This is a genomic window from Eisenbergiella tayi (genome assembly GCF_001881565.1).
GTDB classification, from domain to species: domain Bacteria; phylum Bacillota; class Clostridia; order Lachnospirales; family Lachnospiraceae; genus Eisenbergiella; species Eisenbergiella tayi.
In genome coordinates, this window is the sequence record NZ_MPDJ01000003.1 from 485,780 (window position 1) to 510,432 (window position 24,653).

Annotated in this window: 25 protein-coding genes; 18 read left to right on the plus strand and 7 right to left on the minus strand. The window is 47.2% G+C overall.

Going from position 1 to position 24,653, the window contains the following annotated elements; translation table 11 throughout:
* Positions 1–711 carry a C39 family peptidase gene (locus BLA28_RS13430; RefSeq protein ID WP_071699227.1) on the minus strand — a complete coding sequence of 237 codons (711 nt, stop codon included), beginning with the start codon at positions 709–711 and terminating at the stop codon, positions 1–3.
* A 128-nt stretch (positions 712–839) separates the two neighbouring features.
* On the opposite strand from BLA28_RS13430, the gene BLA28_RS13435 reads away from it, so the two are divergent.
* From BLA28_RS13435 to BLA28_RS13480, 10 genes are read left to right on the plus strand one after another with little or no spacing between them, the layout of a single operon-like run.
* The gene (locus BLA28_RS13435; protein WP_009250536.1) at positions 840–1,598 is read left to right on the plus strand and encodes a cell division ATP-binding protein FtsE; all 759 of its coding nucleotides are present in this window, start codon (positions 840–842) and stop codon (positions 1,596–1,598) included.
* Positions 1,561–2,712 (plus strand): nucleotidyltransferase family protein, encoded by a 1,152-nt coding sequence (locus BLA28_RS13440; protein WP_071699228.1) that lies wholly within the window; start codon positions 1,561–1,563, stop codon positions 2,710–2,712. The genes BLA28_RS13435 and BLA28_RS13440 overlap by 38 nt, the downstream gene beginning before the upstream one ends.
* A gap of 44 nt (positions 2,713–2,756) precedes the next feature.
* Positions 2,757–3,074, plus strand: coding sequence for a flagellar biosynthesis anti-sigma factor FlgM (locus BLA28_RS13445; RefSeq protein WP_044972774.1), 318 nt, complete (start codon positions 2,757–2,759; stop codon positions 3,072–3,074).
* A gap of 1 nt (position 3,075) precedes the next feature.
* Entirely contained in the window at positions 3,076–3,519 is a 444-nt protein-coding gene (gene flgN / locus BLA28_RS13450) for a flagellar export chaperone FlgN (RefSeq protein ID WP_071699229.1), read from the plus strand.
* 12 nt (positions 3,520–3,531) lie between these two features.
* Positions 3,532–5,106: a flagellar hook-associated protein FlgK gene (gene flgK, locus BLA28_RS13455; protein ID WP_071699230.1), complete on the plus strand. Its 1,575-nt coding sequence runs from the start codon at positions 3,532–3,534 to the stop codon at positions 5,104–5,106.
* Between the two features lie 16 nt (positions 5,107–5,122).
* On the plus strand, positions 5,123–6,112 hold the full coding sequence (locus tag BLA28_RS13460) for a flagellin N-terminal helical domain-containing protein (RefSeq protein WP_071699231.1): 990 nt from the start codon (positions 5,123–5,125) through the stop codon (positions 6,110–6,112).
* A gap of 27 nt (positions 6,113–6,139) precedes the next feature.
* Positions 6,140–6,757, plus strand: a complete 618-nt coding sequence (locus tag BLA28_RS13465) for a DUF6470 family protein (RefSeq protein WP_044972767.1) — start codon at positions 6,140–6,142, stop codon at positions 6,755–6,757.
* A 48-nt stretch (positions 6,758–6,805) separates the two neighbouring features.
* Entirely contained in the window at positions 6,806–7,249 is a 444-nt protein-coding gene (gene fliW / locus BLA28_RS13470) for a flagellar assembly protein FliW (RefSeq protein WP_071699249.1), read from the plus strand.
* 1 nt (position 7,250) lies between these two features.
* The gene (locus BLA28_RS13475) at positions 7,251–7,496 is read left to right on the plus strand and encodes a carbon storage regulator (RefSeq protein ID WP_009250528.1); all 246 of its coding nucleotides are present in this window, start codon (positions 7,251–7,253) and stop codon (positions 7,494–7,496) included.
* The gene (locus BLA28_RS13480) at positions 7,493–9,520 is read left to right on the plus strand and encodes a hypothetical protein (RefSeq protein ID WP_071699232.1); all 2,028 of its coding nucleotides are present in this window, start codon (positions 7,493–7,495) and stop codon (positions 9,518–9,520) included. Before BLA28_RS13475 ends, BLA28_RS13480 begins: the two co-directional genes overlap by 4 nt.
* A 62-nt stretch (positions 9,521–9,582) precedes the next feature.
* Here the strand turns inward: BLA28_RS13480 and BLA28_RS13485 are convergent, their stop codons facing one another.
* The 4 genes from BLA28_RS13485 to BLA28_RS13500 form a co-directional block, all read right to left on the minus strand.
* On the minus strand, positions 9,583–10,647 hold the full coding sequence (locus BLA28_RS13485) for a protein-glutamate methylesterase/protein-glutamine glutaminase (protein ID WP_071699250.1): 1,065 nt from the start codon (positions 10,645–10,647) through the stop codon (positions 9,583–9,585).
* A 38-nt stretch (positions 10,648–10,685) separates the two neighbouring features.
* Positions 10,686–11,495, minus strand: coding sequence for a CheR family methyltransferase (locus BLA28_RS13490; RefSeq protein ID WP_009250524.1), 810 nt, complete (start codon positions 11,493–11,495; stop codon positions 10,686–10,688).
* 27 nt (positions 11,496–11,522) lie between these two features.
* Positions 11,523–11,984, minus strand: a complete 462-nt coding sequence (locus BLA28_RS13495) for a chemotaxis protein CheW (RefSeq protein ID WP_009250523.1) — start codon at positions 11,982–11,984, stop codon at positions 11,523–11,525.
* A gap of 68 nt (positions 11,985–12,052) precedes the next feature.
* Positions 12,053–14,149: a chemotaxis protein CheA gene (locus tag BLA28_RS13500; RefSeq protein WP_069159114.1), complete on the minus strand. Its 2,097-nt coding sequence runs from the start codon at positions 14,147–14,149 to the stop codon at positions 12,053–12,055.
* Between the two features lie 101 nt (positions 14,150–14,250).
* Between BLA28_RS13500 and BLA28_RS13505 the strand changes: the two genes are divergently transcribed.
* Positions 14,251–15,672 carry a hypothetical protein gene (locus BLA28_RS13505; RefSeq protein ID WP_071699233.1) on the plus strand — a complete coding sequence of 474 codons (1,422 nt, stop codon included), beginning with the start codon at positions 14,251–14,253 and terminating at the stop codon, positions 15,670–15,672.
* On the plus strand, positions 15,659–16,000 hold the full coding sequence (locus BLA28_RS13510; RefSeq protein ID WP_069159115.1) for an EscU/YscU/HrcU family type III secretion system export apparatus switch protein: 342 nt from the start codon (positions 15,659–15,661) through the stop codon (positions 15,998–16,000). Before BLA28_RS13505 ends, BLA28_RS13510 begins: the two co-directional genes overlap by 14 nt.
* 105 nt (positions 16,001–16,105) lie before the next feature.
* On the opposite strand, the gene BLA28_RS13515 is transcribed toward BLA28_RS13510, so the two are convergent.
* Both BLA28_RS13515 and BLA28_RS13520 read right to left on the minus strand, forming a co-directional pair.
* Positions 16,106–16,732 (minus strand): PilZ domain-containing protein, encoded by a 627-nt coding sequence (locus BLA28_RS13515; RefSeq protein WP_069159116.1) that lies wholly within the window; start codon positions 16,730–16,732, stop codon positions 16,106–16,108.
* A 114-nt stretch (positions 16,733–16,846) separates the two neighbouring features.
* On the minus strand, positions 16,847–18,472 hold the full coding sequence (locus BLA28_RS13520) for a DUF342 domain-containing protein (RefSeq protein ID WP_069159117.1): 1,626 nt from the start codon (positions 18,470–18,472) through the stop codon (positions 16,847–16,849).
* Between the two features lie 431 nt (positions 18,473–18,903).
* On the opposite strand from BLA28_RS13520, the gene BLA28_RS33765 reads away from it, so the two are divergent.
* The 6 genes from BLA28_RS33765 (at position 18,904) to BLA28_RS13555 (ending at position 24,650) form a co-directional block, all read left to right on the plus strand.
* Positions 18,904–19,062, plus strand: coding sequence for a hypothetical protein (locus tag BLA28_RS33765; protein WP_169897250.1), 159 nt, complete (start codon positions 18,904–18,906; stop codon positions 19,060–19,062).
* Positions 19,063–19,652: 590 nt separating this feature from the next.
* On the plus strand, positions 19,653–19,961 hold the full coding sequence (gene fliE, locus BLA28_RS13535; protein WP_009250516.1) for a flagellar hook-basal body complex protein FliE: 309 nt from the start codon (positions 19,653–19,655) through the stop codon (positions 19,959–19,961).
* A 20-nt stretch (positions 19,962–19,981) separates the two neighbouring features.
* Entirely contained in the window at positions 19,982–21,592 is a 1,611-nt protein-coding gene (gene fliF / locus BLA28_RS13540; RefSeq protein WP_069159120.1) for a flagellar basal-body MS-ring/collar protein FliF, read from the plus strand.
* A 1-nt stretch (position 21,593) separates the two neighbouring features.
* Complete coding sequence (fliG, locus tag BLA28_RS13545; RefSeq protein ID WP_069159121.1) at positions 21,594–22,601, plus strand: flagellar motor switch protein FliG; 1,008 nt, start codon at positions 21,594–21,596, stop codon at positions 22,599–22,601.
* Positions 22,594–23,343, plus strand: a complete 750-nt coding sequence (locus tag BLA28_RS13550) for a FliH/SctL family protein (protein WP_069159122.1) — start codon at positions 22,594–22,596, stop codon at positions 23,341–23,343. The genes fliG and BLA28_RS13550 overlap by 8 nt, the downstream gene beginning before the upstream one ends.
* Positions 23,340–24,650 (plus strand): FliI/YscN family ATPase, encoded by a 1,311-nt coding sequence (locus BLA28_RS13555; protein ID WP_330393278.1) that lies wholly within the window; start codon positions 23,340–23,342, stop codon positions 24,648–24,650. The genes BLA28_RS13550 and BLA28_RS13555 overlap by 4 nt, the downstream gene beginning before the upstream one ends.
* Positions 24,651–24,653 lie beyond the last annotated feature (3 nt).

Here is a 24,653-nt window from a genome sequence, read left to right on the forward strand (position 1 = left end):
CTATGATTCCTGTTCCATTTTAGCAGAGGCGGATATGACCCACACCGGTCCGCCGGCCGTGGATCTTGATGAAAGTTCATCCAGCAGAAGCTCAGGCGGCCAGCTGACAGCGTTGTTGGAAGGATTGAACGGATCCGCCACGGTAATGTTCCCATTATCGGTTACGCCGGTCAGAATGATAAAATGTCCTCTCTGTGTAAAATGGCCGGGACCCATCAGCAGTACAATCAGCTTATTATAGTATAACGGCAGCTTAAGGGCTTCCGGGGAACGGATGGAAAGACTTTCGGCTTTCAGGCCGAAGGCTATGGCGCCTTCCGGTATCAGATTATGTCTGCTTCCGCCTCCGGCACTCCAATATCCGTGTTCTGATGCCCAGTCGGCCATATCAACAGGAGTGACAGTCCGGGAAGTCAGATTGGAAACCAGCATGGCGAGGACAGTAGGGCCGCATCCATATTTGGAAAGGGGATCCCTTCCTCCGTACAGGTAATCTTTCCATTCAGGATCTGTCTGGCTGTAGTAAATGAAAGACGACTGGGGCGATAAATACAGAGACGAGAGTATCCCGGATGATTTGGTACTGTTTTTTTCCGGCTTGAAGCAGCTTTCCGCATTTGAAGAAAATATGGGAAAGGCATTTACCTTTATTGCTGCGAACAGGAAACATGCCGCTATTATGAATAGAAACAGAAGGATTTTTTTTCTCATAAGAAACCTCTTGACCCGTAGGTGTATATTTTAAGATATTGTCTTTTTAGATAATAGATTATACCTATATTATCGGTTGAAATCCAAAAATAATAAGAAAATTGCCTCTGGGCAAAATGGAAGGTAATATGGCAGAAATACGTTTTGTAAATGTGAGTAAAGTATATGATGAAGATATAATTGCACTGGAGCGTGCTTCTTTTGATATCGGTCAGGGGGAGTTCCTGTTTTTTATAGGAAGAAACGGAGCGGGGAAAAGCACGGCTTTAAAGCTGCTGACCGGCCAGGAGACGGTTACCGGCGGAGAAGTTTATATGAACGGCAGTTCGGTGAGCGCGCTCAATAAAAAACAGCTGCCCTACTTCAGAAGACAATTCGGCATCATGAAACCGGATCTGGGACTTTTACGGAACAGAAGCATCCTGGATAACATCATTTTTTCCCTGAGGGCGACAGGGCACTATGGAAGAAAGATGGAGGAGCTTGCCAGGGCATCGCTGGGGATAACCGGAATGCTTCATAAGATGAATGCCTATCCGGATGAGCTTTCCGGGGGAGAAAATGCCAAGGCGCTGCTTGCCAGGGCAATTTCCGGAAACCCCAGGATACTGGTGCTGGATGAACCTACGGCAAACCTGGATCCCGACAGCTCCTGGGATATCTTCTGCCTGCTGGAGGAACTGAACCGGCAGGGAATGACGATACTCGCGGCGAGCCATGACCGTGAAATGGTAAGTGTTATGAGAAAACGGGTCATAACCCTTTCGGCGGGACGGGTTGTTGCAGACGAAAGACGGGCCATATACAATGCGATGGCTGCCGATATATTGGAAGAAAGAAGAGTGCTCAATGAAAGGCAATTACTTAGAGGCAGAGAAATTAATTGACTGTCTGAAGGCAGTTATCAACCAACAGAAAATACCGGCCAATGATATTCTGATGAATTGGGAACTGTTTTTTAAAACAGCAGATTTTCATCATGTTTCCAACATGGTTTACTACACGGTCATGGGGATGAAGCAGGGAATTCCCCAGGAGTGGCCGAACCGGTTTGCGGTCCGTTACAGAAAGGCTGTAGCGGCGGAGGAGCAGTACAGGAACCTTGTGGAAGCCGTGCTCTGGAATTGCGATCAGAACGGCATTCATGTGATGGCTCTGGACGACGCCATATATCCCGGCTTTTATCCCATGCGTGAGATGCGGCTGGTGGATAAAGTGGATTTCTGGGTAGAGGGGAAAAAACGGGGAGAACTGGACCGGATGATGTATTGTCTTGACTTCATACCGGAGGAAAACACACAGCCTGGGGTATACCGCTATACCAGATCGGGAGTCTGTCTTACTTTTTATGAGAAGCTTATATTTGGAAATAAGAAGCTTACCAGGTATTTCAGCATGCCCGTAAAATCACTGCCGAGAAAAGAAGACAGCCTGTATGTCCATAAAATGGAAGAACCCGGATTGTTTATCTATCTTATGTGCAGCAAAGCCCAGCGGTTCGTGGACGGTGAATTTGATTTGAGGGATATGGTGGATATCTGGCTGTATTACAGGGCCGTGGTTAGAGGAAGCAGCTGGAAATACATCATGAAGCAGCTGGGCAGACTGGAAGTATGGAATTTCACCAATAAGATGCTCGACCTGACCGATATCTGGTTCGGAGGCGGCGGAGTGGGAGAGGCAGAGTCTCAGGAAACCTTTGAAGAACTGGAAAATTACATATTTTTCAAGGGAGCGCAGGGACAGGAAACAGCCATGCAGATCCTGCCGCTTCTGAAACAGACCATCCGGGAAAAGCGGAAAAAACAAAAGAAAGAAAAGCGGATAAAAATCCAGAAGTGGATGTTTCCCGACAGGGAATACATGACCATGATATATCCGAGAATGGGAAAATACCGTATCCTGCTCCCTCTGTGCTGGATGAGAAGACTTGTGCGCAGCTTTTTTATCTATATAAAGACGAAACTCAGAAAAAAGAGAAAAATGGAAAACGTTTCTTAATATTTTACAGATTGTGACGATAATTTAGGTAAAGAGGTGATTGTATGAAAATATCTATGGAACATATTCATAATATGTACCGCCAGAATGAAGCACAGTCTGTAAAAAAAGATGAAAATGAATATGGAATAAACAGGAAACGTAATTTTGATGAAATAAAAATCAGCGCCCAGACAGAAATGATTCCGGGAGAAACGGAGTTTGCTAAAATACTCGCTGAAAAGCTGTCAGCGGAGGTGAGGCAGGAGGCGCCTGCTGAAAAGCTGGATATTCTCAGGGAAAAAATCCAATCTGGATGCTATGAAATAGATGTTTCCGCCATTGCATCAAGGATACTTTTGGAAGATAAAGGAGATAGTTAAGATGGAGGAACTGAAGAAAATTATTGTTGAGCTGAACAGTGTTTTTGAGGAACTGATACCGATAGAAAAAAATAAGCTGACAGCGGCTGCTGACCATAATGTGGTGGAGTTGGAAGAATGCATGAAAAGGGAACAGGTGGCAATTCTTCAGCTGAAGGGACTTGATCAGAGAAGGGAAGCCCTGCAGCAGAAGCATGGGTGGAACGGAATGAGCTTCCGGCAGCTGGCGGAAAACCTGGATGAAGAGCAAAAGGCAGATATTCAGCTGGTGTTTGATGAGCTGGATCGGAATCTGCAGTCCTTCCGTGATATCAACGGGGATGTGAATGAAGTGATTAAGACGAATCTACACGTAGTTGAGAACATGCTTGACAAAACGGGACCATATTCCGAACAGGGCAAGGAAAAAGAAACAGAGAAACATTATACGAGCAGAAAGGCTTAGAGGAGGTAACACATGCGGTCAACATTTTCAGGCCTGAACATGGCGCTGCTGGGTATGAATGCCAGCCAGAGAGCGCTGGATGTGACGGGACAGAATCTTACTAATATTAATAACAGCGTCTATACGAGACAGCGTCTGGATCTGGCGAGTATCAGCCCTACTGGTGCAGAATATTTTAATACCAAATACGCGGTTAAGGTAGGCCAGGGTGTACTGATGACCGGGGTGAGCCAGATAAGGGATCCTTTTCTGGATATCCAGTTCAGAAACCAGCTCTCCAGGGTGGGCAGTGTCGATGCGAAGAATCAGGTGCTGACAGGAATTGGTGATGTATTTGATAATGTGGATGTGACTACAGTACAAAATGCCCTGGATGATGTGGTAAAGCAGCTGCAGACACTTTCCACAAAAGTGGGACAGAACGGTAATGATAATCTGGTCCGTTCTTCCTTTGAAGTTCTGCTTTCTTATATACACCAGAATGCTACGGATTTGTCGAAGGTACGTACGGAATTGGAATCGAAGATGGAGACGACAGTAATTCCGGATATTAACAAGATTCTGACCTCTATACAGCAATTAAATGAATCCATCAAACAAAGCCAGGTTTTGGGAAGCCCCGCTCTTGAGCTTAAGGATAAGAGGAATCAGTTGATTGATGATCTGGCGACCTATCTTCCCATTGATGTGGTTTATGGAGAAGAGGTTGTCGGCGGCAGCTTCAAGGTGGAAACCATGAGTATTAAGCTTAAGGATGGTTTCAATAATCCGCCGGAAGATGCCTATCTTATACAGGATGATCAGGCAGGTTCCCTGAAATATTCCATTGATCCGGCAACCGGGGAAAGCAAGATTGATCTGGAATATCTGGATTCTACGGGAAGCATAAGACATGATACAGATGCTGCGGATAAGTTTACGGAAGGTATCCTGAAAGGGAATCTGGATATGCTTAATAAGGAAGGCATATTTGATGGCTCGGATGTAAAGGGGATTGGATATTATCAGAAAATGTTTGATTCTTTCGTCAATACGCTGGCTACAAAAATGAACGAGATGAATACCTTTACAGATGGATTGGGAAATAATCTGTACGACGGAGGTCCTTTGTTCGAGGCAGAGGGAGGCGGGACTATTACAGCCGCCAATATTAAAATATCAGACGGCTGGATGGATGGTACCGTTCGGCTGGTAGCGGACGAGACAGATGATCCAGACAACACTTCAGGAAAGAATATTCTGAAGATGAGTAATCTTCTGTCTACCGATACCATTGAATTTATGGGAACGAATAGTTCTGGAGTTTCCATTCAGGTCTTCAAGGGAACTATGCCGGGAGCTTATGCCAATATACAGGCAGAACAGGGTATTGAGAAAAAATCAACAGAGTCCATTCTTGATAACCGGGTAACAGTATTGGCTAATTCGGCAGATGCCAGGGACTCCGTAATGGGAGTGAATATGGACGAGGAGGTTATGAATCTGATGCGCTATCAGCAGTCATACAGTGCTGCGGCCAGACTTATGACAACAATGGATGAGGCATTGGATAAGCTGATAAATAATACAGGTGTCGTAGGCAGATAACAGGAGGATTGAGCAGATGAGAATAACGACAAATATGCTGATGAGAAATTATCAGAACAGCCTGAGCAAAAATATCGGCGGATTGTCGGAAGCACGCAACGCGGTTCTGACAGGGCGCAGGTTTACCAAAGCTTCGGAAGATCCCGGAGGTGCGCTTTCAGCATCCTTGCTGGAAAGAAAATATGTGAGGAATAAAAGCTACCTCACCACACTGACGGAGGTGCAGTCCAAACAGGATGCACAGGAAGATGCGATTATGCAGATGACAAATATCTGCAAGACGATCGACAGGGATTATTCGGTCAGTGCCATGAACGGAAGCAATCAGGAAAAGAGTATACGCGCCACATATGCCGCAGCCATGAAGGAATTGCAGCGGTCTATGGTCAGCAGCCTGAATGCCCAGTATGGGGATGAATTTGTTTTTGCAGGTGCGGGCGGTATGAAGGCTCCGTTTGAATTGAGTGACAGCGGCGTCCTTACCTACAGAGGAATTGATGTTAATACAACGGATCCGACTGAACTGGCCAAATTGCAGGAATATTCCAAAGAGGGGACCTATGTGGATATCGGCTTCGGCCTCAATTTTGACAGCAGTGGTGAGGTGGTTCCTTCCAGCGCATTTAATACGGCTCTTCCCGGTATCAATGTAGTGGGATACGGCGATAAAAATCTGGTTACAACAATCGGAAAAATGGTAAAAGTGTTAGAAGCCGATACCTTTGATCGGGATGCATATGCGGAACTCTGGACAGACTTCAGGGAAGGCACAAATACTCTGAACGATATGACGACAAAACTGGGAACCAAAACCACTCTGCTGGAAGCGACGAAGACGAGGCTTACCGATCTGGATCTTTCGCTGTCCACACAGATTGACAGCATTGTAAATGTGGATCCTGCAGAAGCGATTATGAATTTCTCATGGGCGAATTATACCTATACTACGGCACTGAAAATAGGAACTAATATTATCTCTCCGTCATTACTAGATTTTATGCGTTAGTTTTCATAAGCGGGAGGTGTTTGAGTGATGGAACAACTTTTACAGATTAAAACCATTCCGGTCAATTATGAGCTGACAGTCCATAATGCAAGACTGGAAATAAAAAGCGGAACGGCTGAGCTGGAAATCAGCCGTGATAAAGGCGGCATGCATATTAAAAGCCGTCCCGTAAAGCTGAATATTGATACGTTTGAAGCGCGTAATTCAGTAGTGCCCACTGTGGCAACCGCCATTAAGCAGGCTGCGGGCAGGGGGAAGAGTGCTTCGTATGAGGCCACGGCTCAGTATGCATCCGAAGGGAAGCTGATGCTTAAGACCCAGATTGGTGAGGGAAACGAAATGCTGAATCAAATTATCGGACAGCGTGTGGCCCAGCCGGAAGGCAATTTCAATATAAAATTCATACCTTCCCAGGGCGCGAAGTTCTCTTATGAGGCGCCGTCTCTTTCTATAGAGTATGAGATGGATAAGCTGCAGTTTGATTTGAAGGTGGAAAAAGGACGGGTGGAATTTATCCCCGGCACAATTGAACTTTCGATTACCCAGCAGCCGGATGTGATCATTGAATATGTGGGCAAACCCATATATGTGCCCCCGAGTGTGGCAGCTCATTTTAACGGTGAGAATATTAATGTAAAGGCGTGACTGAAATAACGTTTACCCGCGTGGTAACGAAGAAAATGGAGTATGGATATGAAAGCGGATACAATGTATTTTGGTATGCTTGAATTCAATAAAGAAGAATTAATTTGTTTTGAAGAAGGTCTTTTTGGTTTTGAAAACCGAAAAGACTTTCTCCCTGTTCCTTTTGAGGCGGATGATGATACCATTCTCTGCCTGCAGAGTATTGAAGACAGGGATACCTCTTTTATTATTATGAATCCTTTCCGGCTGTCGCCGGATTATAATCCCAAATTAAAGCCTGAGGACTATAAAAGGCTGGGGACGTCGAGGGAAGAGGATTTATCTTATTATGTGATATGTGTTATCCGTAATACGCCGGAAGAAAGTACGGTAAACCTTAAGTGCCCTGTTGTAGTGAATTCCGTTACGAGGAAAGCGATTCAGGTGATTCTGGAGGACGGGAACTACAGGTTCCGTCATTCCCTTTCTGAATTTTCCGGAAGGGAGGTCTGATATGCTGGTACTTCGAAGAAAAAAAGGCGAGGCAATCAAAATAGGTGATAATATCACCGTGACTGTTTCCGATATCGGCCAGGATTGTGTCCAGATTGCCATTGATGCGCCGAGGGAAATCAGTATTCTGCGTTCTGAGCTGGCGGAAGCCGCCAAGGTAAACCAGGAGTCGGCCAAAGTTGACCGAGAGTCGATAAAGAATCTGAAAAACATGCTGAAGAATCAAAAGGATAAAACGAATACATGAAGAAAATAAGGTTAACGGTAACTGCTTTTTTTAGCATAATCATTCTGTTTACGGCTTTTATTGTCTTTTTCAGGCTGCAGACAGAGGCGGCAAACCGTTCCACAGGGGATTTGAAGGTGACCGGCGGCAGCTATGGCGAGGATTACCGGTACGAAAACAACACCCTTGTTATTTTATCGGATAAACCGGTTACCATCTCCGGAGAAACAAAAAAAGATCGGATTCAGGTGAAGACGGGTGTTGATGCGAACCTGACATTGAAGAATCTGGATATAAGGACCAGCGGCTGTGCGCTGGATGCGGGAGACGGGAAGGTCTCCATAAAATTCAGCGGCAGCAATTATGTGAAAAGCGGCGCCAAGTATGCAGGAATTCGTGTGCAGGAGGGGGCGCAGGTGACTCTCTCCGGAGGAAAAAAGGATACGCTCATGGTCTTCGGGGGAAGCCAGGCAGCCGGGATCGGCAGTGAAAAGGATATGGCCTTTGGCAAAATTACTGTTTCGGGGGGAACAGTGACTGCCACCGGCGGAGCCAGGGCAGCCGGAATCGGCAGCGGTTATCAGGGAACAGGGGGAGATATCCTGTTAAAAGGCGGCTGTATCAGTGCATACGGGGGAGCAGGAGCTGCCGATTTGGGCTCTCCCCAGGAACAGGACGGAAAGGGTACGGTTACTCTGAATGGAAATAGTATGCTGTTCGCTGATGATATCCTGGATGAATTCAAAAAAGAAAATGGGATCTGGCAGTCAAAAAATACGATTGAAGTGTATCAGAAGGTCACGCTTACCTATCCTCTGGAAATCGGCAGCGGCCGGAAGCTGGTAATTCCTCCGGATGGAGAGCTTGTCATACCTGAAGGTACGGAATGTGTGAATAAGGGTGAAATATATGCTTACGGCATATTGGATGTGTCCGGGACACTACGTAATGAAGGGGAGATTTATGATTATCAGGGAGACCTGGAGGAGGTTTCCGGAATAACGGGGAAGCAGGCTTCTTTCCGTGATTTAAAGGATATTTATCTTTCTGATGGAACCATCCTTTTTACGGAGGACGGTTATGAACAGAACGGCATGCAGTTCCTCATTGCGGACAGTTCTTACAGAGGATATACGATATATGGAGACGGAAAAGAACATAAGGCCTCAATAGAGGTGTCCTCCGGTGTATCGGTGAGCTGTACACTGGAGGATGTGCTGCTTACCCCCGAAGGGAATGCTTATGCATTAACTGTGGGAGAAGGGGCGGAGGCTGTCCTTACATTAAAAGGAGAGAATACATTTACCGGCGGAGCCAGCCCGATATCGGGAAGTATCCTCATGCAGAAGGATGCGGAACTTGAGTTAAAGGGCAATGGTTCCCTCACATTGCAAAGCGGGAACGGAAGCAAAATGGTTCTGAGCGGTGACGGTTCTGGTGATGATGAAGAAGAGCTTCCGGAAGAGGAAGCGGACGAAGAGACTGAGGTTCGGATAACAGAGGATGAAAAGAAGATGGAGGCCTTCCTGGAACGCGACATGCTGGAACGGCTGTCTGATGCAGGTGAGTCCCTGGATATCAACGGCAGGATGGTGCGGCTCCGTTTGAATGGACGGGGAATTGACGAGCTTCTGGCGGCAACCGCAGGGGATATCAAGGTTCGCGTGCGTCCGTTTGTCCTGACGGATAAATTTACGGAAGGAAAGCTTTACATAGAGGACAGGCCGGTTCTGGATATACAGGTTCTGGAGGTGCTGGGAGAAGAGGAAGAGATAGTTGATATCCACTTCAAAAATGGCCTGGCTACTCTTTCTATCCCCTATCAGAAGCCATCGGCGGAAGATGCCGGAAATCTTGGCCTCGTATATGTCGGGGCGGACAACACTCTTGACTGGATTAAGAATTCTTATTATGACGGTGATAAAAAAGTCATGATATCCGATGTAACACATTTTTCTGTTTACGGAATCGGATATAAAAGTCCGGCGGCCAAGGATAGTGAACAGAAATCCACAGTATCCGGGAATACGGTAAATAAGCAATAAATATAAGAATAAGAGGAATAAAAAATCAGCGATACCGGAAGAGGATATCGCTGATTTTTTTATCAGTGTATTTTATTTAAGTAATTTGTCAGCACCCTGGGAATATTGGCACAGGAGGCCTGGACGTTGACAGCACCTATGTTATGCGCCACCATGGGCATGCCGTAGACAACACAGGAATCCTTATCCTGGCCGATGGTATAGGCGCCTGCCCTTCGCATCTTCAGGAGCCCGTCCGCGCCGTCATGCCCCATTCCTGTCAGAATAATGCCCACGGCGTCGCTTTTTGCCACATCGGCAACAGAGCGGAACAGGACGTCAACGGAGGGCCTGTGGCCGTTTACCTTATCTGATGAGAAGCAGTTGACGGTGTAGGAAGAGCCGAGCCGTACCACCTTCATGTGAAGGCTTCCGGGGGCAATCAGCACGGTGCCGCGCTCTATTTTGTCTCCGGTACAGGCTTCCTTTACATGAAGCCTGCAAAGGCGGTTAAGACGTTCCGCATACATTTTGGTGAAACCCTCAGGCATATGCTGAGTGATTACAATACCGGGAATGTTTTCGGGAAGTGCCTGAAGAATCTGGAGAGTGGCTTCTGTGCCTCCGGTAGAAGCCCCGATGGCAATGATCATGGAATTCAGTTTCGCAGGATTGATAGGACTGAGTCTTGGGACTATGGGAGAAAGGGGCTCTTTTTTTACAGAAGACGGGCCTGCCACACGCACCTTGGAGCGGGAAGCAATGATGATTTTAGATGCCAGGCTTTCGACGAATTCCTGACGGCCGAAGTTGGCGGCGGGATTTGGCTTTTTGACAAAATCCACAGCGCCGTTTGAGAGCGCCTCGAAGACATTCATGTTTACGGCGGATACCAGGATAACCGGTATCGGATGCTTGGGCATGACCTGTTTCAGGAATTCTATCCCGTTCATTTTAGGCATTTCCACATCCATGGTGATGACATCCGGTGCACACTGGGGTATTTTTTCAATGGCCTCATACGCATTGGCAGCATATCCAACGATTTGGATACGGCTGTTTGCCTTAGGCAGATTGCTGGTAAGAAAACGGCCGAAGACCAGTGAATCATCGACAACCAGAACTTTAATAGGAGTATTAAGTAGCATATTCATATCGCCTTTCTGATATTTCTAAAGGATACGGGCTATTTTCTATATGTTGCCGGCATTATGTAATTATAACGGGTCGTGGTTTTGTTAAGGCTTTCGGAGTGGCCGATTAACAGGTAACCGCCGGGGGCGGTGGCATTATAAAACCTTTCTATTAATCCGTTCTTCGTTGCCTGGTCAAAATAAATCATTACATTCCGGCAGAAAATCACATCAAATTTTAATTGGAAACGTATAGGATCCATGAGATTGAAGGTCCTGAAAATAACGTTGGATTTCAGGTTCTGTTTTACGGTCCAGATACCGGGTTCCGCTGTCCGGTCAAAGTATTTGCTCTTCCATAGCGGAGGAAGCTTAGACAGGGATTCCTCATCGTACTGGGCGTTCTGGGCGGCCGTAAGGGCATTCTGGGATATATCGGTGGCCAGCACCCTGGTATCCCACATGGCGGCTTTATTGCCGAAATATTCTTTTAATATCATGGAAATGGTATAGGGCTCCTGGCCGGTGGAGCAGCCCGCGCTCCAGATGCTTAATACGTGATCCGTCTTTGTCCTCTCCAGATAAGGGAGGATTGTTTCCCGGAAGAAGGTGAAATGCTCTTCCTCCCTCATAAAGTAGGTATAATTTGTAGTAAGACGGTTCAGCATACTGTCAATGTCCGCCGGGCTGGCCTTGGTGAGGATATCATTCACATAGTCTGTAAAGTTGGTATATCCCTTTGCGAGGATGTCATTGGATAATCTTCCGATAATCAGCTGTCTTTTCTTGGAGAGATCGATACCATATTTACTTTTGATAAAAGTATATAAGCGTTTAAAATCATTATCACTTATAGTCAGCATTATATTGGCTCCTGTCCGTTTTATTGTTTATTCAACAAGCGCTTCGTAGTTCAACAGCAGAATAACGGTTCCGTCCGGTAAAGATACCATGCCGTTGGTTAATTCCTGTCTGCTTTCAACCGGAATTGACGAGGTCTGGCGTAAGTCAATATCAAGTACCTGGGACACGCTGTCCACCATCATGCCTATGGTGTTGGATTCAACCTGAAGGATGATGGTGCTGTTGGATTCCAGGTCTTCCATACAGCCAAGGCGCAGACGGAAATCAATGATGGGAATGATCTGCCCTCTCAGGTTGATGATGCCCTTTATATATTCGGGGACAAGAGGGACGGGCCGTATGGAATAATCGGTAATGATTTCCACAACATGCATGGTGTCCACACCATAGGTCAGGCCGTTTGCTATAAAGGTAAGATAGCTTCGGATATTGGTATTTTCTTCAATCATCTGTTCTTCATCTGTTCTGTCGTTTATTTGTTCAGCCATTTTAAAGCCTCCATAATTTTATTGATCATATGCGGGCCGGTATACGGCCTCTGTTATCCGGGCGCAGTTTAAAAAAGGGACTGTGCCGAATGATATACATTGGCGATATCCAGTATGATACTGATATTTCCGTCTCCCAGAATCGTACAGCCGCTGATTCCGGAATTCTTGATATTAAAATTGTTCAGATAGGGAGGGAGAGGCTTTACAACAACCTGCTGTTCTCCCAAAAGCTCATCTATGAACAGGCAGTAGGACTTGTCGCTGGCATCCACCCACATAAGAAGTCCGTCTTCCAGGCTGGTAATGGCGTCGTTGATATTATACAGCTGGTGAAGACGTACAAGCGGGTAAAAATCACCCATGCAGCGTATCATCTCATGGCCTTCGGAATCATAGATGATATCCTCCGGAAGAGCCTTGAAGGACTTGCGGATATTGGAGATAGGCACGGTGAAAATAGTGCCGCCGACACTGACCTCCATGCCGTCCACAATGGCCAGGGTAAGAGGAATGCGCAGTGTCATGCAGGTCCCCTTTCCGTATTCACTGGTTATGGTTACGGTGCCGCCTATGCTTTCCACATTCCGTTTTACAACATCCATACCCACACCGCGTCCGGAGTATTCCGTTACCTCCTTATTGGTGGAGAAGCCGGGAAGCATCAGGAGAGAGAGGATTTCCTTCTGGCTGTATTCTTCTTCCGGTTTTGTAAGAATGCCGTTTTCACGGGCCTTTGCCAGAACAGCGGCAGGATCGATTCCCTTTCCGTCATCTTTTACTATAATGATAACCTCGCTGCCGGTATGGCGGGCGGATAAAAGAACCTCGCCCTGGGGATTCTTCCCTGCGTCAATACGTTCCTGCGCCGTTTTCTCAATTCCGTGATCCATGGCGTTGCGGACAATGTGCATGATAGGATCGCTGATATTATCCACAATGCTTTTGTCAACCTCTGTATCTTCTCCTTCTATTGTCAGCCGCACATCCTTGTTCAGCTCCTGCTTCATATCACGGACAATACGGTTCATTTTTTGGAAGGTTCCTGAAATGGGCACCATACGAAGCGACATGGCGATATCCTGCAGATCATCGGTGAGCTTGCGCAGCTGTCTTGCAGATTTCAGGAAGCTGTCGAGCTTCAGGTCATGAAGCTCAGGGGAAGAAATTACCATGGACTCAGTAATGACGATTTCTCCCACAACAGCCATGAGCATATCCAGCTTGGAAAGGTTGACACTGATTAAATTCTGCTTTACAGGAGCATTATGGGCGGCGGGAGCCGCGGGCTTTTTAGCAGGGGCTGCAGCCGCATTTCCGGTATTCCGGGATTCCTCCTGCGCCGCCTTTGCAGCCTCCCGCGCCGCATAAGCCGGATTGTCAATCAGCTCATAGGAACGGATATTGCTGCTGTCTTTTATGATAGTGATGGCAATTTCAGCCGTTTCCCTTGAATCGAAGGCAAAATAAAAACCGTCCTGTACTATGCTTTCGGCGGAGCTGCTGTTTGTTTCAATATCGTCAGGATAAAAGCGGAAATCAGAAGTGGCATCCTTTACAGAGGTGACCAGCATGAACGCCCGGAGATTTTCCATGCCGCAGCCCTCATCAAAGAAAATATGCACAAAACACATTCCCTTATCCTCCGGGAGATGGGACATCGGCAATTCCTGGCCTGCGGCCGTTTCAGGAGCAGCATTCTGAGGTGTTTCCGAAACAGCGGCGGCGCCTTCCGATCCGCCTTCCGTTTCTTTGTCACTGATTTTGTCAAGAAAACTATTAATTTCTGCTATTACATTGTCGATATTAGTACTGAGAGGTTCATTATTTTCCACCTTCTGCACTTCTTCGCGCAGCTTATCGGTAGATTTGAACATGAGGTTAAACAGTTCGGACTTGTGCGTGCTGTCTAACTTGCTGATTCCATTCTCCCGAATATAAAAGAACAGGTCTTCGATGTGATGTGCAATGGTCATGAGGGAAGTAAACTCAAGCATTGCGGAAGAACCTTTAATTGTGTGCATGATACGGAAGATTTCATTCACGTCATCTGATGTGAAATCCGTATTCTTTTCCGCATTTATTAACAACTCATCAAGCTGTTCCAGAAGAGAATTCGTTTCGAATAAATAGGTATCAAGTAGATTGTCCAGGTTGTTGTCCATAATCTTTACACCGCCTTATCTGTCAGTTATATTTTTGTACTTAAAACACATACTTATATATCGGCAGAATACATCAAAAAATAATTGGAGTCAGAGAAAAAATGTCTAATATTTTAAAAGTTACCAGTCCCATAGGGGGATATGAAAACGGCAACAATATAAAAATGAATCCGACCGCAAACGCGGAGGTTCAGGGCGTACAGGCGCCGATTACCCCCCAGAAGGTATCCAGGCCGGGAGGGCGGGATGATGCAGGTCAGAACAGCACACAGCTGAAACTGAATTATGAATCTAATTTTAACCATTTTATAAAGCTGCTTAACAATTCGCCTGATCAGGTGGAGGATCTGATGCGGCTTCTTATGGAAAAAAAGGAGCTGCTTGTACAGGCGGGCATGAATAAGGGGACAGCGGAGGATATCGCCCGGTTTTTCTCCATGATCGGACTGAAGGAGGGCAATATGTCGGCGTTTCTGAAGGAACAGGCCGATATGGGAATCCGCTACAGAGGACCCTTTTTTGATTTGCTCCGGCAGGTGTTCAACAACACGGATTCTGTGGATTTAAAGGCGGGGCTCCTTGATTTTGTTAGGCGTTATGGAGACATGGCCTCCGGCGGCCACATTATGCAGTCCATTTCAGAACTGCTGGAAAAATGCAGGGAACAAATGTTCAGCAAATCAGCCGGTGAACTGGAGCGGATGGCCGCCCGTCTTAAGACGGGAGAGCAGCATGTGAACGGGGATACACAGAAGAACGCCGCGCTGCTGAAGGAAAAGATTCTTCCTTTTCTGAACAAGTATATATCCGCCACCCATGACAGAGGGCTGCTGCGTCAGTATACCGCGCATCTGGCATACCAGCTTGCCCGTTATGAAAACGGAAGCATGGACGGACTGATGCAGACATTTGGAAAATTAATGGGGTTCCAGGGCTTTAAAAAGGTCTTCGGAAGTATGGATGAGGCGCTGATAGAATCGGTCCTGCGCAAGGCTTCACAGACGGATGAAGGCTGGAATAAGGAGTTCTTAAATATCCTGCGTTCCGGTATGAACGGGGACGCCAGCACGGAAGGAAAGATGATAAGCCAGAATTTTGTCCATTCCATGCTTTTGAATGAGAGCGTGTATATGCCGGTCCTCCACCTCATGCTTCCCATGATGGTGGACGGCAGGCTGATGTATTCGGAGCTCTGGGTGGATCCGGATGACAAAGGGGCCGCCGAAGATGACGAGGAGGATGGCCGTGTTGTAAAGGCTTTAATTAAATTTGATATTGAAAAACTGGGATTTTTCGACATGTTTTTTGTTTATAAAAACGGGAAGATGGATATGCAGCTGGATTTTCCGGATAATCTGAAGGGGAAAGAGAAGGAAATAAGGCAGAATATAAATCGTATCATGGCCGAGAACGGAATCCGGCTGCAGAATCTGGTCACCGGATCCAGCCAGGAATCCATACCGATTACGGAAGCATTTCCGAAAATTTACGAAAGGAAGAATGGAGTAAATGTCAGAGTTTAGGGAAACATTGAATAAAAAAGCCGTAGCGCTCACTTATGATGAGGATAAACAGAACGCGCCGGTTATTGTGGCTTCCGGAATGGGATATATGGCGGAGAAGATTGTGGAGATAGCAACGGAAAACGGTGTTCCTGTCTATGAGGATGATTCCCTTGCCACAGTCCTTACACAGCTGGAGCTGGGAAGTGAAATACCGGAGGAGCTGTATCAGGCCGTGGTTGATATTTATGCTTATTTTTTGCATTTTACACTGAACGGGGAAGAGAAAAAAACAGAAGCCGCCAAACCGGAAGTGGTAAGTCAGGAAGAAGAAATGCAGGAGGAATAAGGGAGCGGCATTCATTGCCATATCCTCCTGCCGATTATAAAAGCCGCACGAAAAAAGCCATCCCGGCGTTAATACGCTGAGGGATGGCTTTTTTGCCGTCCGATGTTATTTTTTATGGATGGATTCCATGTGGAAGATAAATCTCCGCAGCAGGCTTTCCGTGTAAGAGGAGAGATCCTCGAAACAGCAGCCATAACCATATTTCCCATTACTCAGAGGTTCTGTCCGCAGGACCCGTGTCTGGGGGGCGATGGGCAGGACATTATGCTGAAAATGGGTATAGAAAACCTGGACGGGAAGCTTCTGCGCTGCGATAATATATACGCCTCCGGCGGAAATATTGGAGGTCACGCCGCCTATACCGCCGCTTCGTCCCGTTTCGGGGTCAATGTATGACATATTTACGGTTATTGTCAGAGGCAGCCGGAAGTCTTCATGACGGTCGGCTGTATTTTTTACGGACAGGATATGACAGAAACCATGGTAATACCCCTTTTTGTCTATGACAGGCTCGATTTGGCAAATGCTGCAGTTACAGGTCACCAGACCGTTTATTGAATCAAAAAATACCACCGGCATCAGATAAGCTTCCTCCATTACCAGCTCCCATCCGGGAAAGGTAAGGTATATTTCATTTTCTCTTGTATAGCTTACAGCGGCTTCACTGAGCATTGCGCCGGTCTGTGGATCAAGAATATGACATTTTCTACAGTTTTTTATTGATAAATCCATATAGGCCTCCGGAAAAAAAATTTATGCTGCATAGGAGCAGATGTCACTATTTATTATCGGATTGAATGCTTAAAATGAAAGGGAGGACTTGTCAGGAAATTTTCTTTTTACATTTCAGAAGGTACCAAGAACAAGTTCAGCGTCTTTATAATAGATATTGCAGTGTTCTTTAGTGTCTTTTATGATGAGATGGGAATGATTGAGACTGATTTCTGTAACACCATAGATAATATCGCTTTTCACACGGCATTTGCTGTAATTCGGTTTTGCCCGCAGCATTTTGTCGATTTGTTCATTGAGATCCTTCACCTTTTTTTCGTAAAGAGCTTTTTGTTCACTTAAAATATTGAAAATTTCTTTTTTGTTTTCAGGAACGGAGGGCTGTTCCGTCAGATAACGGTAATTCAGACGGATTTTTTCGAGTGTTTTAACAGCCTCTTCCAATTCGGCCGACAAATGCTCCGTGTTCTTTTCTTCCTGCACAGCCTGGCCGATTGTTATCCGTGTTTCATTATTGGACGGTGTGCCGATTTTCCTGGCCTCCACACTTTTTGACGCGCTGATATTTCCTCCGATAATGGTACCGCGTCCCGACAGGGCCAGAACGGAGCCTCCGCAGGTGATATTGCTGTTAATGATGGTTTCGGAGGATACATTTCCGTTGGCCGTTACCCGGACGTGCTCCAGGAAAAGGGAAGAAACATTGCCTCCGGCCTTCAAAAAACCACCGCCGCTTCCATTCATGCCCTTTCTGATTTCTATGTCCTCCCCTGCCGTGACAGAAGCATTTTCCACCATCCCGTAAACAATAACATTTCCGCCGGCATGAACCGTAAATCCCCGGCAGATATCGTCCATTACCAGAATATCGCCCGCAAAATCCAGGTTTCCTACCGAACCGTCCACGCTTCCGGGGATTGTCAGCCGGGATGCCACACGGAAGACGTCGTTTTGAAAGGAAATCTCTCCGCTTACCTTTGCCGTGAGAGCCGTTTTTTCCTCATTCAGGACCGTATTTTTCCCCTGGGGGATAACCGGTGCGTTTCCTTTTTTTGCGGGCACGGCATAGCCCAGCACATCGATGCCGTCCGTTCCGTCACCGGGCGGGATGATATCACAGATAACCTCACCGGCTTCAATGTTCTGGAAAAGGTTCAGATCCTTATAATTAATACTTCCGCGGGAGTCCTCCTGAAGGTGAATCTGCCTGATTCTGGAAAAATGGTCGACTATTTTTCCGTTTTCACCATCAACGGGAGGTGTGCCCCGGGCGATGGGAAAGACACAGTAATAGCTTCTGTGCTGATAAATCTGCTTCAGAAGGTCCATGTCGATTCCTGTGGTTATCCCGGTGTCTTGTGCCGCAGAAATAATATCGTTTTCCTCAGGTTCGGCGCCGCCGTCTGTGGGAGGAAGGAGATACAGAAAAGCGGTCATGCGGTCCGGGGACAGAAGGATCCGTACAGCGGCATCCGCGGGCTCCGGATTTTCAGCGTGCTGTCCGCAGATTTCCATTATTTCAGGAAGACGGCTTTGGATGAATTCCAGATCCTGCGGGTGTTCTGCCTGACGGTTTTGCAGCTCCTGGAGAAGAGTCTGCGCAGAAAAGGCAGTGACGCCGGATTCCCGGGAATCGGTTTCTTTATCAGGAGTAATTTCGGAGCTTGTGTCCGCAGGCGCCGGAGGAGGGGCTGCAGCGGAGTTTTCTTTTTTATTTTTTGATTTCTTAAAAAATGGCATATGTTTCCACTCCTCTTTATCTGATATAGACTATTGTTATATTATCGGCTTGTTTTGGCGGAAATTAAGAGGGTGGGGATAAACGCCTGAATCACAGCCGTCATGCCGCCCTGCCCCGGCCGGCCCTGTTTCCTTCCTGGGCGAGGGGGAGCGCTGTGTATGTGTTCTGTGGCCCAGCTTCAAAAAAGGGGTGTTTCTAAATATTCCGTTCCGCCGGAATTCTGCTGACGCGGCAGAACTCCTCGCGGTGTTAATTATTGGTTTTGAGCCAGAAGGGGTGGCGCTCGTCAGACAGGCCGCTAAGGGCAGCAGAATTCCGGCGGAACGGAATATTAAGAAACATCTCCTTTTTTTCAGATGGGTCACAGAACACATACACAGCGCTCCCCCCTCGCCCAGGAAGGAAACAGGGCCGGCCGGGGCAGGGCGGCATGACGGCTGTGATTCAGGCGTTTATCCTGGCGAAGGTAGTTGGTATGGGGAGGTATCGTTTAGAGGATATGGGGCTGTATGTTGTTGGGAGGGAATGTAAAAAAATTGCAGTGATTTTTCGTTTCAGGAATGAATTTTTTGATAGGGTTCTTTTGTGAATATGTTTTTCTCAGTATGACAAATAATGTGATGACAAATAATGCAGGGGGATGGATTTATTTGGTAAATATGTGTTTCTTAACTGGTAGTAAATGAAATAGTTAACTGACGGGCAAAAATTGGGCTGGTATGAAATGCTGTTATGGAGAATCAAAATGACGGTAAAATTGTGCCGGGCTGCCATTTTATGGAAGGGCACGAAATTCCGTAATTTTTTACTTGCTGGTAACCGGAGGGATATCTTGATCACAATATATCAGGAAAGGGGCACAAAACGTGAAAAAGAAAAGGAAAATTCTTGCTTGATGTGTTTGGAAATTGAAAAAAAGAATGGAGTATATTAACTGAATATCGTTTAAAATAAATGTAATTATAAAACGTTTAATTGAATTAGAAAATATTGTAAAAAGAATATATAAACAAAAAATACACATAAACGATCATATGAGAATGTTAAAAAACGTTAAATGTTATAAAAATTCAGAAATATACTTAAAAATGTTTGTAGAAAATAATAAAAAATACTTTTGTAATTGCTAAAATGTGATATAATAGGCTAGCAGTCTACATATGATACGAGGTGTAATTAATGTTTATTGTACCGATAACAAAAATGGAGCCTTCTCTTACTCTTGAGGAACTGAAAAAGAGTGAAGGAAGTCAGCTGCCGTCTGAAGGGAAAGAATTCGGCAGCTTTTTAAAGGAAGCGATCAGGGAAGCCGACCAGGCCCTGCAGGAAACTTCGGAAATGGACAGAAAGCTCGCTCTGGGAGAGATAGATGATCTGCATTCCGCCATGATTCAGGCGGAACAGTCAGCTGCTGCGGTGGAGTTTACTACCCAGCTGACCAGCAAAGCGGTAAGCGCATACAATCAGATAATGGGAATGCAGGTATAAACTTGCTGCGGTGGAGATAGATGAGTATAAAGGATAATGTGAAGGCTAAGGTGGAAAGCAATAAGACCCTTAACCGCTTTTTTGGCGGAAAGAAGCTTGTTTTGGCGGTCGGTATCGCAGCAGCTGTTTTGGTTGCATTGGGAGCAGCGATTTTTCTTAATGTAAAAAATACGGGAAAATATGAAGTGCTGTTTCCGGGAATATCTGTGGATGAGAATACGGAAGTGTATACCGTGCTGAGAAGCCGCGGGGTGGATGCAAAGCGTAATGAATCGGGAGAGGTTACGGTTCCGGAAGCGGAGCTGGGGGATATTATGCTGGATATGTCCCTGCTGGGATATCCCAAGACGGCCCTGCCTTTTAATATTTTTTCTGATAATACGGGTTTTACGACCACGGAATTCGAGAAGAAGCAGTATCTTCTTTTGAATCTTCAGGATCGCCTGGAGCGGACGCTGAAGGATATGAGCGGGATTTCCAATGCCATCGTAACCCTGAATGTTTCTGATGACAGTATCTATGTCTGGGATGAGCAAAGCTCGGACAGCACAGGTTCTGTCTCTTTGACGTTAGTGCCTTCTTATGAGCTGTCCCCGGAAAAGGTCGCAGCCATCAAGAAGCTGGTGGCCAACAGCGTGCCCAGGCTTCTTCCGGAAAACGTTGCCGTAATCAATGCCGTGACCATGGAAGAACTGCAGGGGCAGAGCCTGGACAGCGGGAGCTATTACGGGCTGGATCGTCTGGATTTTGAGTCCAAGGTGGAAAAGCGTCTGGAAGATAAGATCATGAATGTACTGACTCTGGCATATAAGCCCAGCCAGATTCGTGTTTCCGCCACAGTCGTCATCGATTATGACAAGATGATTACGGAAAATATGCAGTATGTTCCCCAGGAAAACGGCAGCGGGGTTGTGGGAAAGTCGGAAGAAAGCAAATCCCAGGGCTCCACCCAGGGGGCGGGCGGTGTGGCCGGAGAAGAAAATAATACCGATATTCCTTCTTACGGGACGGCGGACAGCGGGCAGAGCGGGACGCAGTCGGAGGAGTATTACAATAACGTGGATTATCTGGTGGGATATATAAAGCAGCAGATAGAAAAGGATAATGTAAAGCTGCAGAAAGCCACCGTGTCGGTAACGGTTAATGATAATAATCTGACGGAAAACAGAAAACAGCAGCTGATTGACACGGTTTCCAAGGCTGCCAATATTGCGCCGGAGGATATTGTCATAACCAGCTTCCGGCAGACTGAGGTTCAGCCGGAAACTGTCCAGCCGGAGAAAAAAGAGACCGAACCGCAGGGTATTGTATGGGACAGGAATACACTCTTTCTTGCAGGAGCCGGGCTGCTCATCCTTCTGCTGCTGATTTTTCTGCTTGTTCACAGGAGCAGAAGACATAACAGAGAAGATGAAGAGATGTTTGCCCGGGCGGAGAACCAGGGGGATGGAGCCGCCGTTCTGGAGCGGGCCGGTGAGGGAGCCGTTGTGAATACGATAGGAAGCGGAACCCAGGATCCTGTGGGAGCAGCAGAAGAAAATCCCATGGATCAGGTACGCAGCTTTGCCAAAACCAACCCGGAAATTATTGCGGCTATGATTAAGTCCTGGCTGAAGGAAGGAAATGAGTAATATGGCTACAGAAGATAGAAGCGCTGCGGAGAAGGCGGCGGCGGTGATATCCGTTATCGGGGTGGAAAATGCATCCGAGGTCCTCAGGCACCTTTCCGAAGGGGAAATCGAACAGTTGTCCGTGGAACTCTCCCGTCTTCCCAAGATTTCAAGCGGCGAGCTGGAAGAAATATCAAAAGATTTTTATGAATGCTGTGTGACAGAAAAAGTGATAGCAGGCGGCGGCCGGGAATACGCCAAAGAGGTGCTGGAAAAGGCGTTCGGGCAGCAGCAGGCAAGAAGCATGATGGACAGGGTCAGCAAAGCCCTGCATACCAAATCCTTTTCTTTTATAAGGAAAGTTGATTATAAATCCCTGATGGCTGTCATTCAGAATGAACATCCCCAGACACTGGCCTTTATCCTCTCTTATGCCAACGCGGAGCAGGCTTCCAAAATCATAGCGGAGCTGCCGGGAGATATCCGGATTGACGTAGTGGAGCGTATCGCCGGCATGGAACGGGCCTATCCTCCCATTGTTAAGGTGGTTGAGGAGGTGGTCCGGGGAAAAATCGGGATATCCGCGTCAGAAGATGCCATGGAGATAGGCGGGCTGAATTATGTGGCTGATGTGATGAACCACGTGGACCGCAGCACGGAGAAGGATATTTTCGATGAGTTGAATATCAAGAATCCCCGCCTGGCGGAAGGCGTCAGAAAGCTCATGTTTGTATTTGAGGATATCGCCTATCTGGATCCCATGTCCATCCAGCGTTTTATCCGGGATACCGATTCCAGGGATCTGGCCGTGGCCCTGAAGGTGGCTAACAGAGATGTGACCAATGCGATCTTTTCCAATATGTCAACCCGTATGAGGGAAAGCATACAGACGGATATGAAGTTTCTGCATAATCTCCGGATGAGTTCGGTAGAGGAAGCGCAACAGAGGATTGTTTCCACCATCCGCCGCCTGGAGGAGGAAGGGGAAATTGTGATTTCCAAAGATGGAAAGGATGAAGTAATTGTCTAGAATTATTAAAAGCGGTCAGACCGTATATCAGGATCTTGAGGTGGCCGTATATGGAGAAACCTTCGAATCGGCGGAAGAGGAAGAATGGCCGGAAGCTCAGGAAGAGAGCTATACACTGATTTCGGAAGAAAAAAGGCATATTCTGGAGCATGCAAGAAACCAGGCCCGGGAATCCATGGCGGAGATCCTTTCGGATGCTTACGCACAGAGAGATAAAATAGTGAACACGGCGGAAAAAGAGGCTGTGAGGATCCGGGAACAGGCCCGGGAGCAGGGACATGAACAGGGACTGGAGGAAGCCCTGTCATCGGTGGAGGACCTGACCGTTCGCCTGCGGCAGGAAATAGGGGAAGCCTATGAACGGATGGAGAACCAGCTGGAGGATATCCGCAGCCAGATTGTGGAGCTGTCCCTGGATATTGCCGGCAAAATCCTGGAAAAGCGGATTGAAGAGGACAGCGGGGAAATGGCCGAGCTGGTAAAAAAGGCCATTCAGTCTGAACGGGATAAAAAGAAGATTGACATACATATTTCCGCAAAAGCCCTGGAGCTTGCGGAGGCACTGGAAAAGGAACTGGAACCCCTTCAGGAAAAATACGGAGGGACCATTAAAGTGAAAAAAGAAGAATGTCCGTTGGACAGGGTACGGATAGAAACCAGTGACGGGATTCTGGATGCTTCGGTGTTCCGTCAGCTGGAACAGCTGAAATGCCAGCTGGCCTCCCTGGAGGGGCAGATATGAGGATGGAAACAGAAAAAGTCCGTGATTATTTAAAACGGGCGGATTTGTACACCTATATGGGGCGTATTGATAAAATTGTAGGAACCACGGTGGAAGCCACAGGGCCGGAATGCCGTATCGGTGATGTATGTACGATAGAGGTGGCGGGAAGCAGTCGGGAGATGGCCGCTGAGGTGGTGGGCTTTCGGGAAAACAAGGTCCTGCTGATGCCCTATGAGGATATCGAAGGAATCGGTTACGGAAGTGCGGTTCACAATACCGGCAGCAAGCTTCTGATTCCGGTGGCCGACAGCCTGGTCGGACGTACGGTGGACGCGCTCGGCCAGCCAATTGACGGAGGGCCTCCCGTGGAACAGCCTGCTTTTTATCCCATTACCGGAGTATCTTCCAATCCCATGGATCGGCCGCGTATCGATACCGCCATCCAGATGGGAGTAAAAGCGATTGATGGCCTTTTGACCATAGGAAAAGGCCAGAGAATGGGAATATTTGCCGGAAGCGGCGTGGGCAAAAGTACGCTGATGGGTATGATTGCCAAAAACGTGAAGGCGGATGTGAACGTGATCGCCCTGGTGGGGGAACGAAGCCGTGAAGTGGTGGAATTCATTAACCGGGATCTGGGAGAGGAAGGACTGAAACGATCGGTCCTGGTGGTGGCAACCTCCAACCAGTCCGCCATGATGCGCGCCAAATGTACGATGACAGCCACCACGATTGCAGAATATTTCCGGGATCAGGGGAAGGATGTGCTTCTTATGATGGATTCCCTGACCCGTTTTGCCATGGCACAGAGGGAAATCGGCCTGAGTATCGGAGAGCCGCCCGTGGCCAGAGGCTATACACCCTCCATTTATTCGGAGCTGCCAAGACTTTTGGAACGTTCCGGTAATTTCGAACAGGGCTCCATCACAGGCATTTATACCGTTCTTGTGGAAGGGGACGATGCCAATGAACCGATTTCCGACACAGTGCGCGGTATCATAGACGGCCATATCATGCTTTCCAGGAAGGTGGCTACCAGCAACCGCTATCCGGCAATTGATATCCTTTCCAGCATCAGCCGTCTGATGAACGAAATCGTTCTGCCGGAGCATAAGGAAGCCGCCGGAAGGCTGCGGAAAATGCGTTCTGTTTATGAAAGCAACCTGGATCTGGTATCCATAGGCGCTTACAAAAAAGGGACGAATCCGGAGCTGGATGAAGCGCTGGAGAGGATCCGGCAGATTTACGATTTCCTGCAGCAGAAGACGGATGAAAGCTTTACCCTGGAAGAAACGGTGCTTCAGATGATCAAACTGATGCAGTAGGAG

Bases quoted from the DNA above. Each gene is read 5' to 3' on its own strand.
- BLA28_RS13430 (WP_071699227.1), bottom strand. From the start codon at position 711: ATGAGAAAAAAAATCCTTCTGTTTCTATTCATAATAGCGGCATGTTTC.
- BLA28_RS13435 (WP_009250536.1), top strand. From the start codon at position 840: ATGGCAGAAATACGTTTTGTAAATGTGAGTAAAGTATATGATGAAGAT.
- BLA28_RS13440 (WP_071699228.1), top strand. From the start codon at position 1,561: ATGAAAGGCAATTACTTAGAGGCAGAGAAATTAATTGACTGTCTGAAG.
- BLA28_RS13445 (WP_044972774.1), top strand. From the start codon at position 2,757: ATGAAAATATCTATGGAACATATTCATAATATGTACCGCCAGAATGAA.
- flgN (WP_071699229.1), top strand. From the start codon at position 3,076: ATGGAGGAACTGAAGAAAATTATTGTTGAGCTGAACAGTGTTTTTGAG.
- flgK (WP_071699230.1), top strand. From the start codon at position 3,532: ATGCGGTCAACATTTTCAGGCCTGAACATGGCGCTGCTGGGTATGAAT.
- BLA28_RS13460 (WP_071699231.1), top strand. From the start codon at position 5,123: ATGAGAATAACGACAAATATGCTGATGAGAAATTATCAGAACAGCCTG.
- BLA28_RS13465 (WP_044972767.1), top strand. From the start codon at position 6,140: ATGGAACAACTTTTACAGATTAAAACCATTCCGGTCAATTATGAGCTG.
- fliW (WP_071699249.1), top strand. From the start codon at position 6,806: ATGAAAGCGGATACAATGTATTTTGGTATGCTTGAATTCAATAAAGAA.
- BLA28_RS13475 (WP_009250528.1), top strand. From the start codon at position 7,251: ATGCTGGTACTTCGAAGAAAAAAAGGCGAGGCAATCAAAATAGGTGAT.
- BLA28_RS13480 (WP_071699232.1), top strand. From the start codon at position 7,493: ATGAAGAAAATAAGGTTAACGGTAACTGCTTTTTTTAGCATAATCATT.
- BLA28_RS13485 (WP_071699250.1), bottom strand. From the start codon at position 10,647: ATGCTACTTAATACTCCTATTAAAGTTCTGGTTGTCGATGATTCACTG.
- BLA28_RS13490 (WP_009250524.1), bottom strand. From the start codon at position 11,495: ATGCTGACTATAAGTGATAATGATTTTAAACGCTTATATACTTTTATC.
- BLA28_RS13495 (WP_009250523.1), bottom strand. From the start codon at position 11,984: ATGGCTGAACAAATAAACGACAGAACAGATGAAGAACAGATGATTGAA.
- BLA28_RS13500 (WP_069159114.1), bottom strand. From the start codon at position 14,149: ATGGACAACAACCTGGACAATCTACTTGATACCTATTTATTCGAAACG.
- BLA28_RS13505 (WP_071699233.1), top strand. From the start codon at position 14,251: ATGTCTAATATTTTAAAAGTTACCAGTCCCATAGGGGGATATGAAAAC.
- BLA28_RS13510 (WP_069159115.1), top strand. From the start codon at position 15,659: ATGTCAGAGTTTAGGGAAACATTGAATAAAAAAGCCGTAGCGCTCACT.
- BLA28_RS13515 (WP_069159116.1), bottom strand. From the start codon at position 16,732: ATGGATTTATCAATAAAAAACTGTAGAAAATGTCATATTCTTGATCCA.
- BLA28_RS13520 (WP_069159117.1), bottom strand. From the start codon at position 18,472: ATGCCATTTTTTAAGAAATCAAAAAATAAAAAAGAAAACTCCGCTGCA.
- BLA28_RS33765 (WP_169897250.1), top strand. From the start codon at position 18,904: ATGACGGCTGTGATTCAGGCGTTTATCCTGGCGAAGGTAGTTGGTATG.
- fliE (WP_009250516.1), top strand. From the start codon at position 19,653: ATGTTTATTGTACCGATAACAAAAATGGAGCCTTCTCTTACTCTTGAG.
- fliF (WP_069159120.1), top strand. From the start codon at position 19,982: ATGAGTATAAAGGATAATGTGAAGGCTAAGGTGGAAAGCAATAAGACC.
- fliG (WP_069159121.1), top strand. From the start codon at position 21,594: ATGGCTACAGAAGATAGAAGCGCTGCGGAGAAGGCGGCGGCGGTGATA.
- BLA28_RS13555 (WP_330393278.1), top strand. From the start codon at position 23,340: ATGAGGATGGAAACAGAAAAAGTCCGTGATTATTTAAAACGGGCGGAT.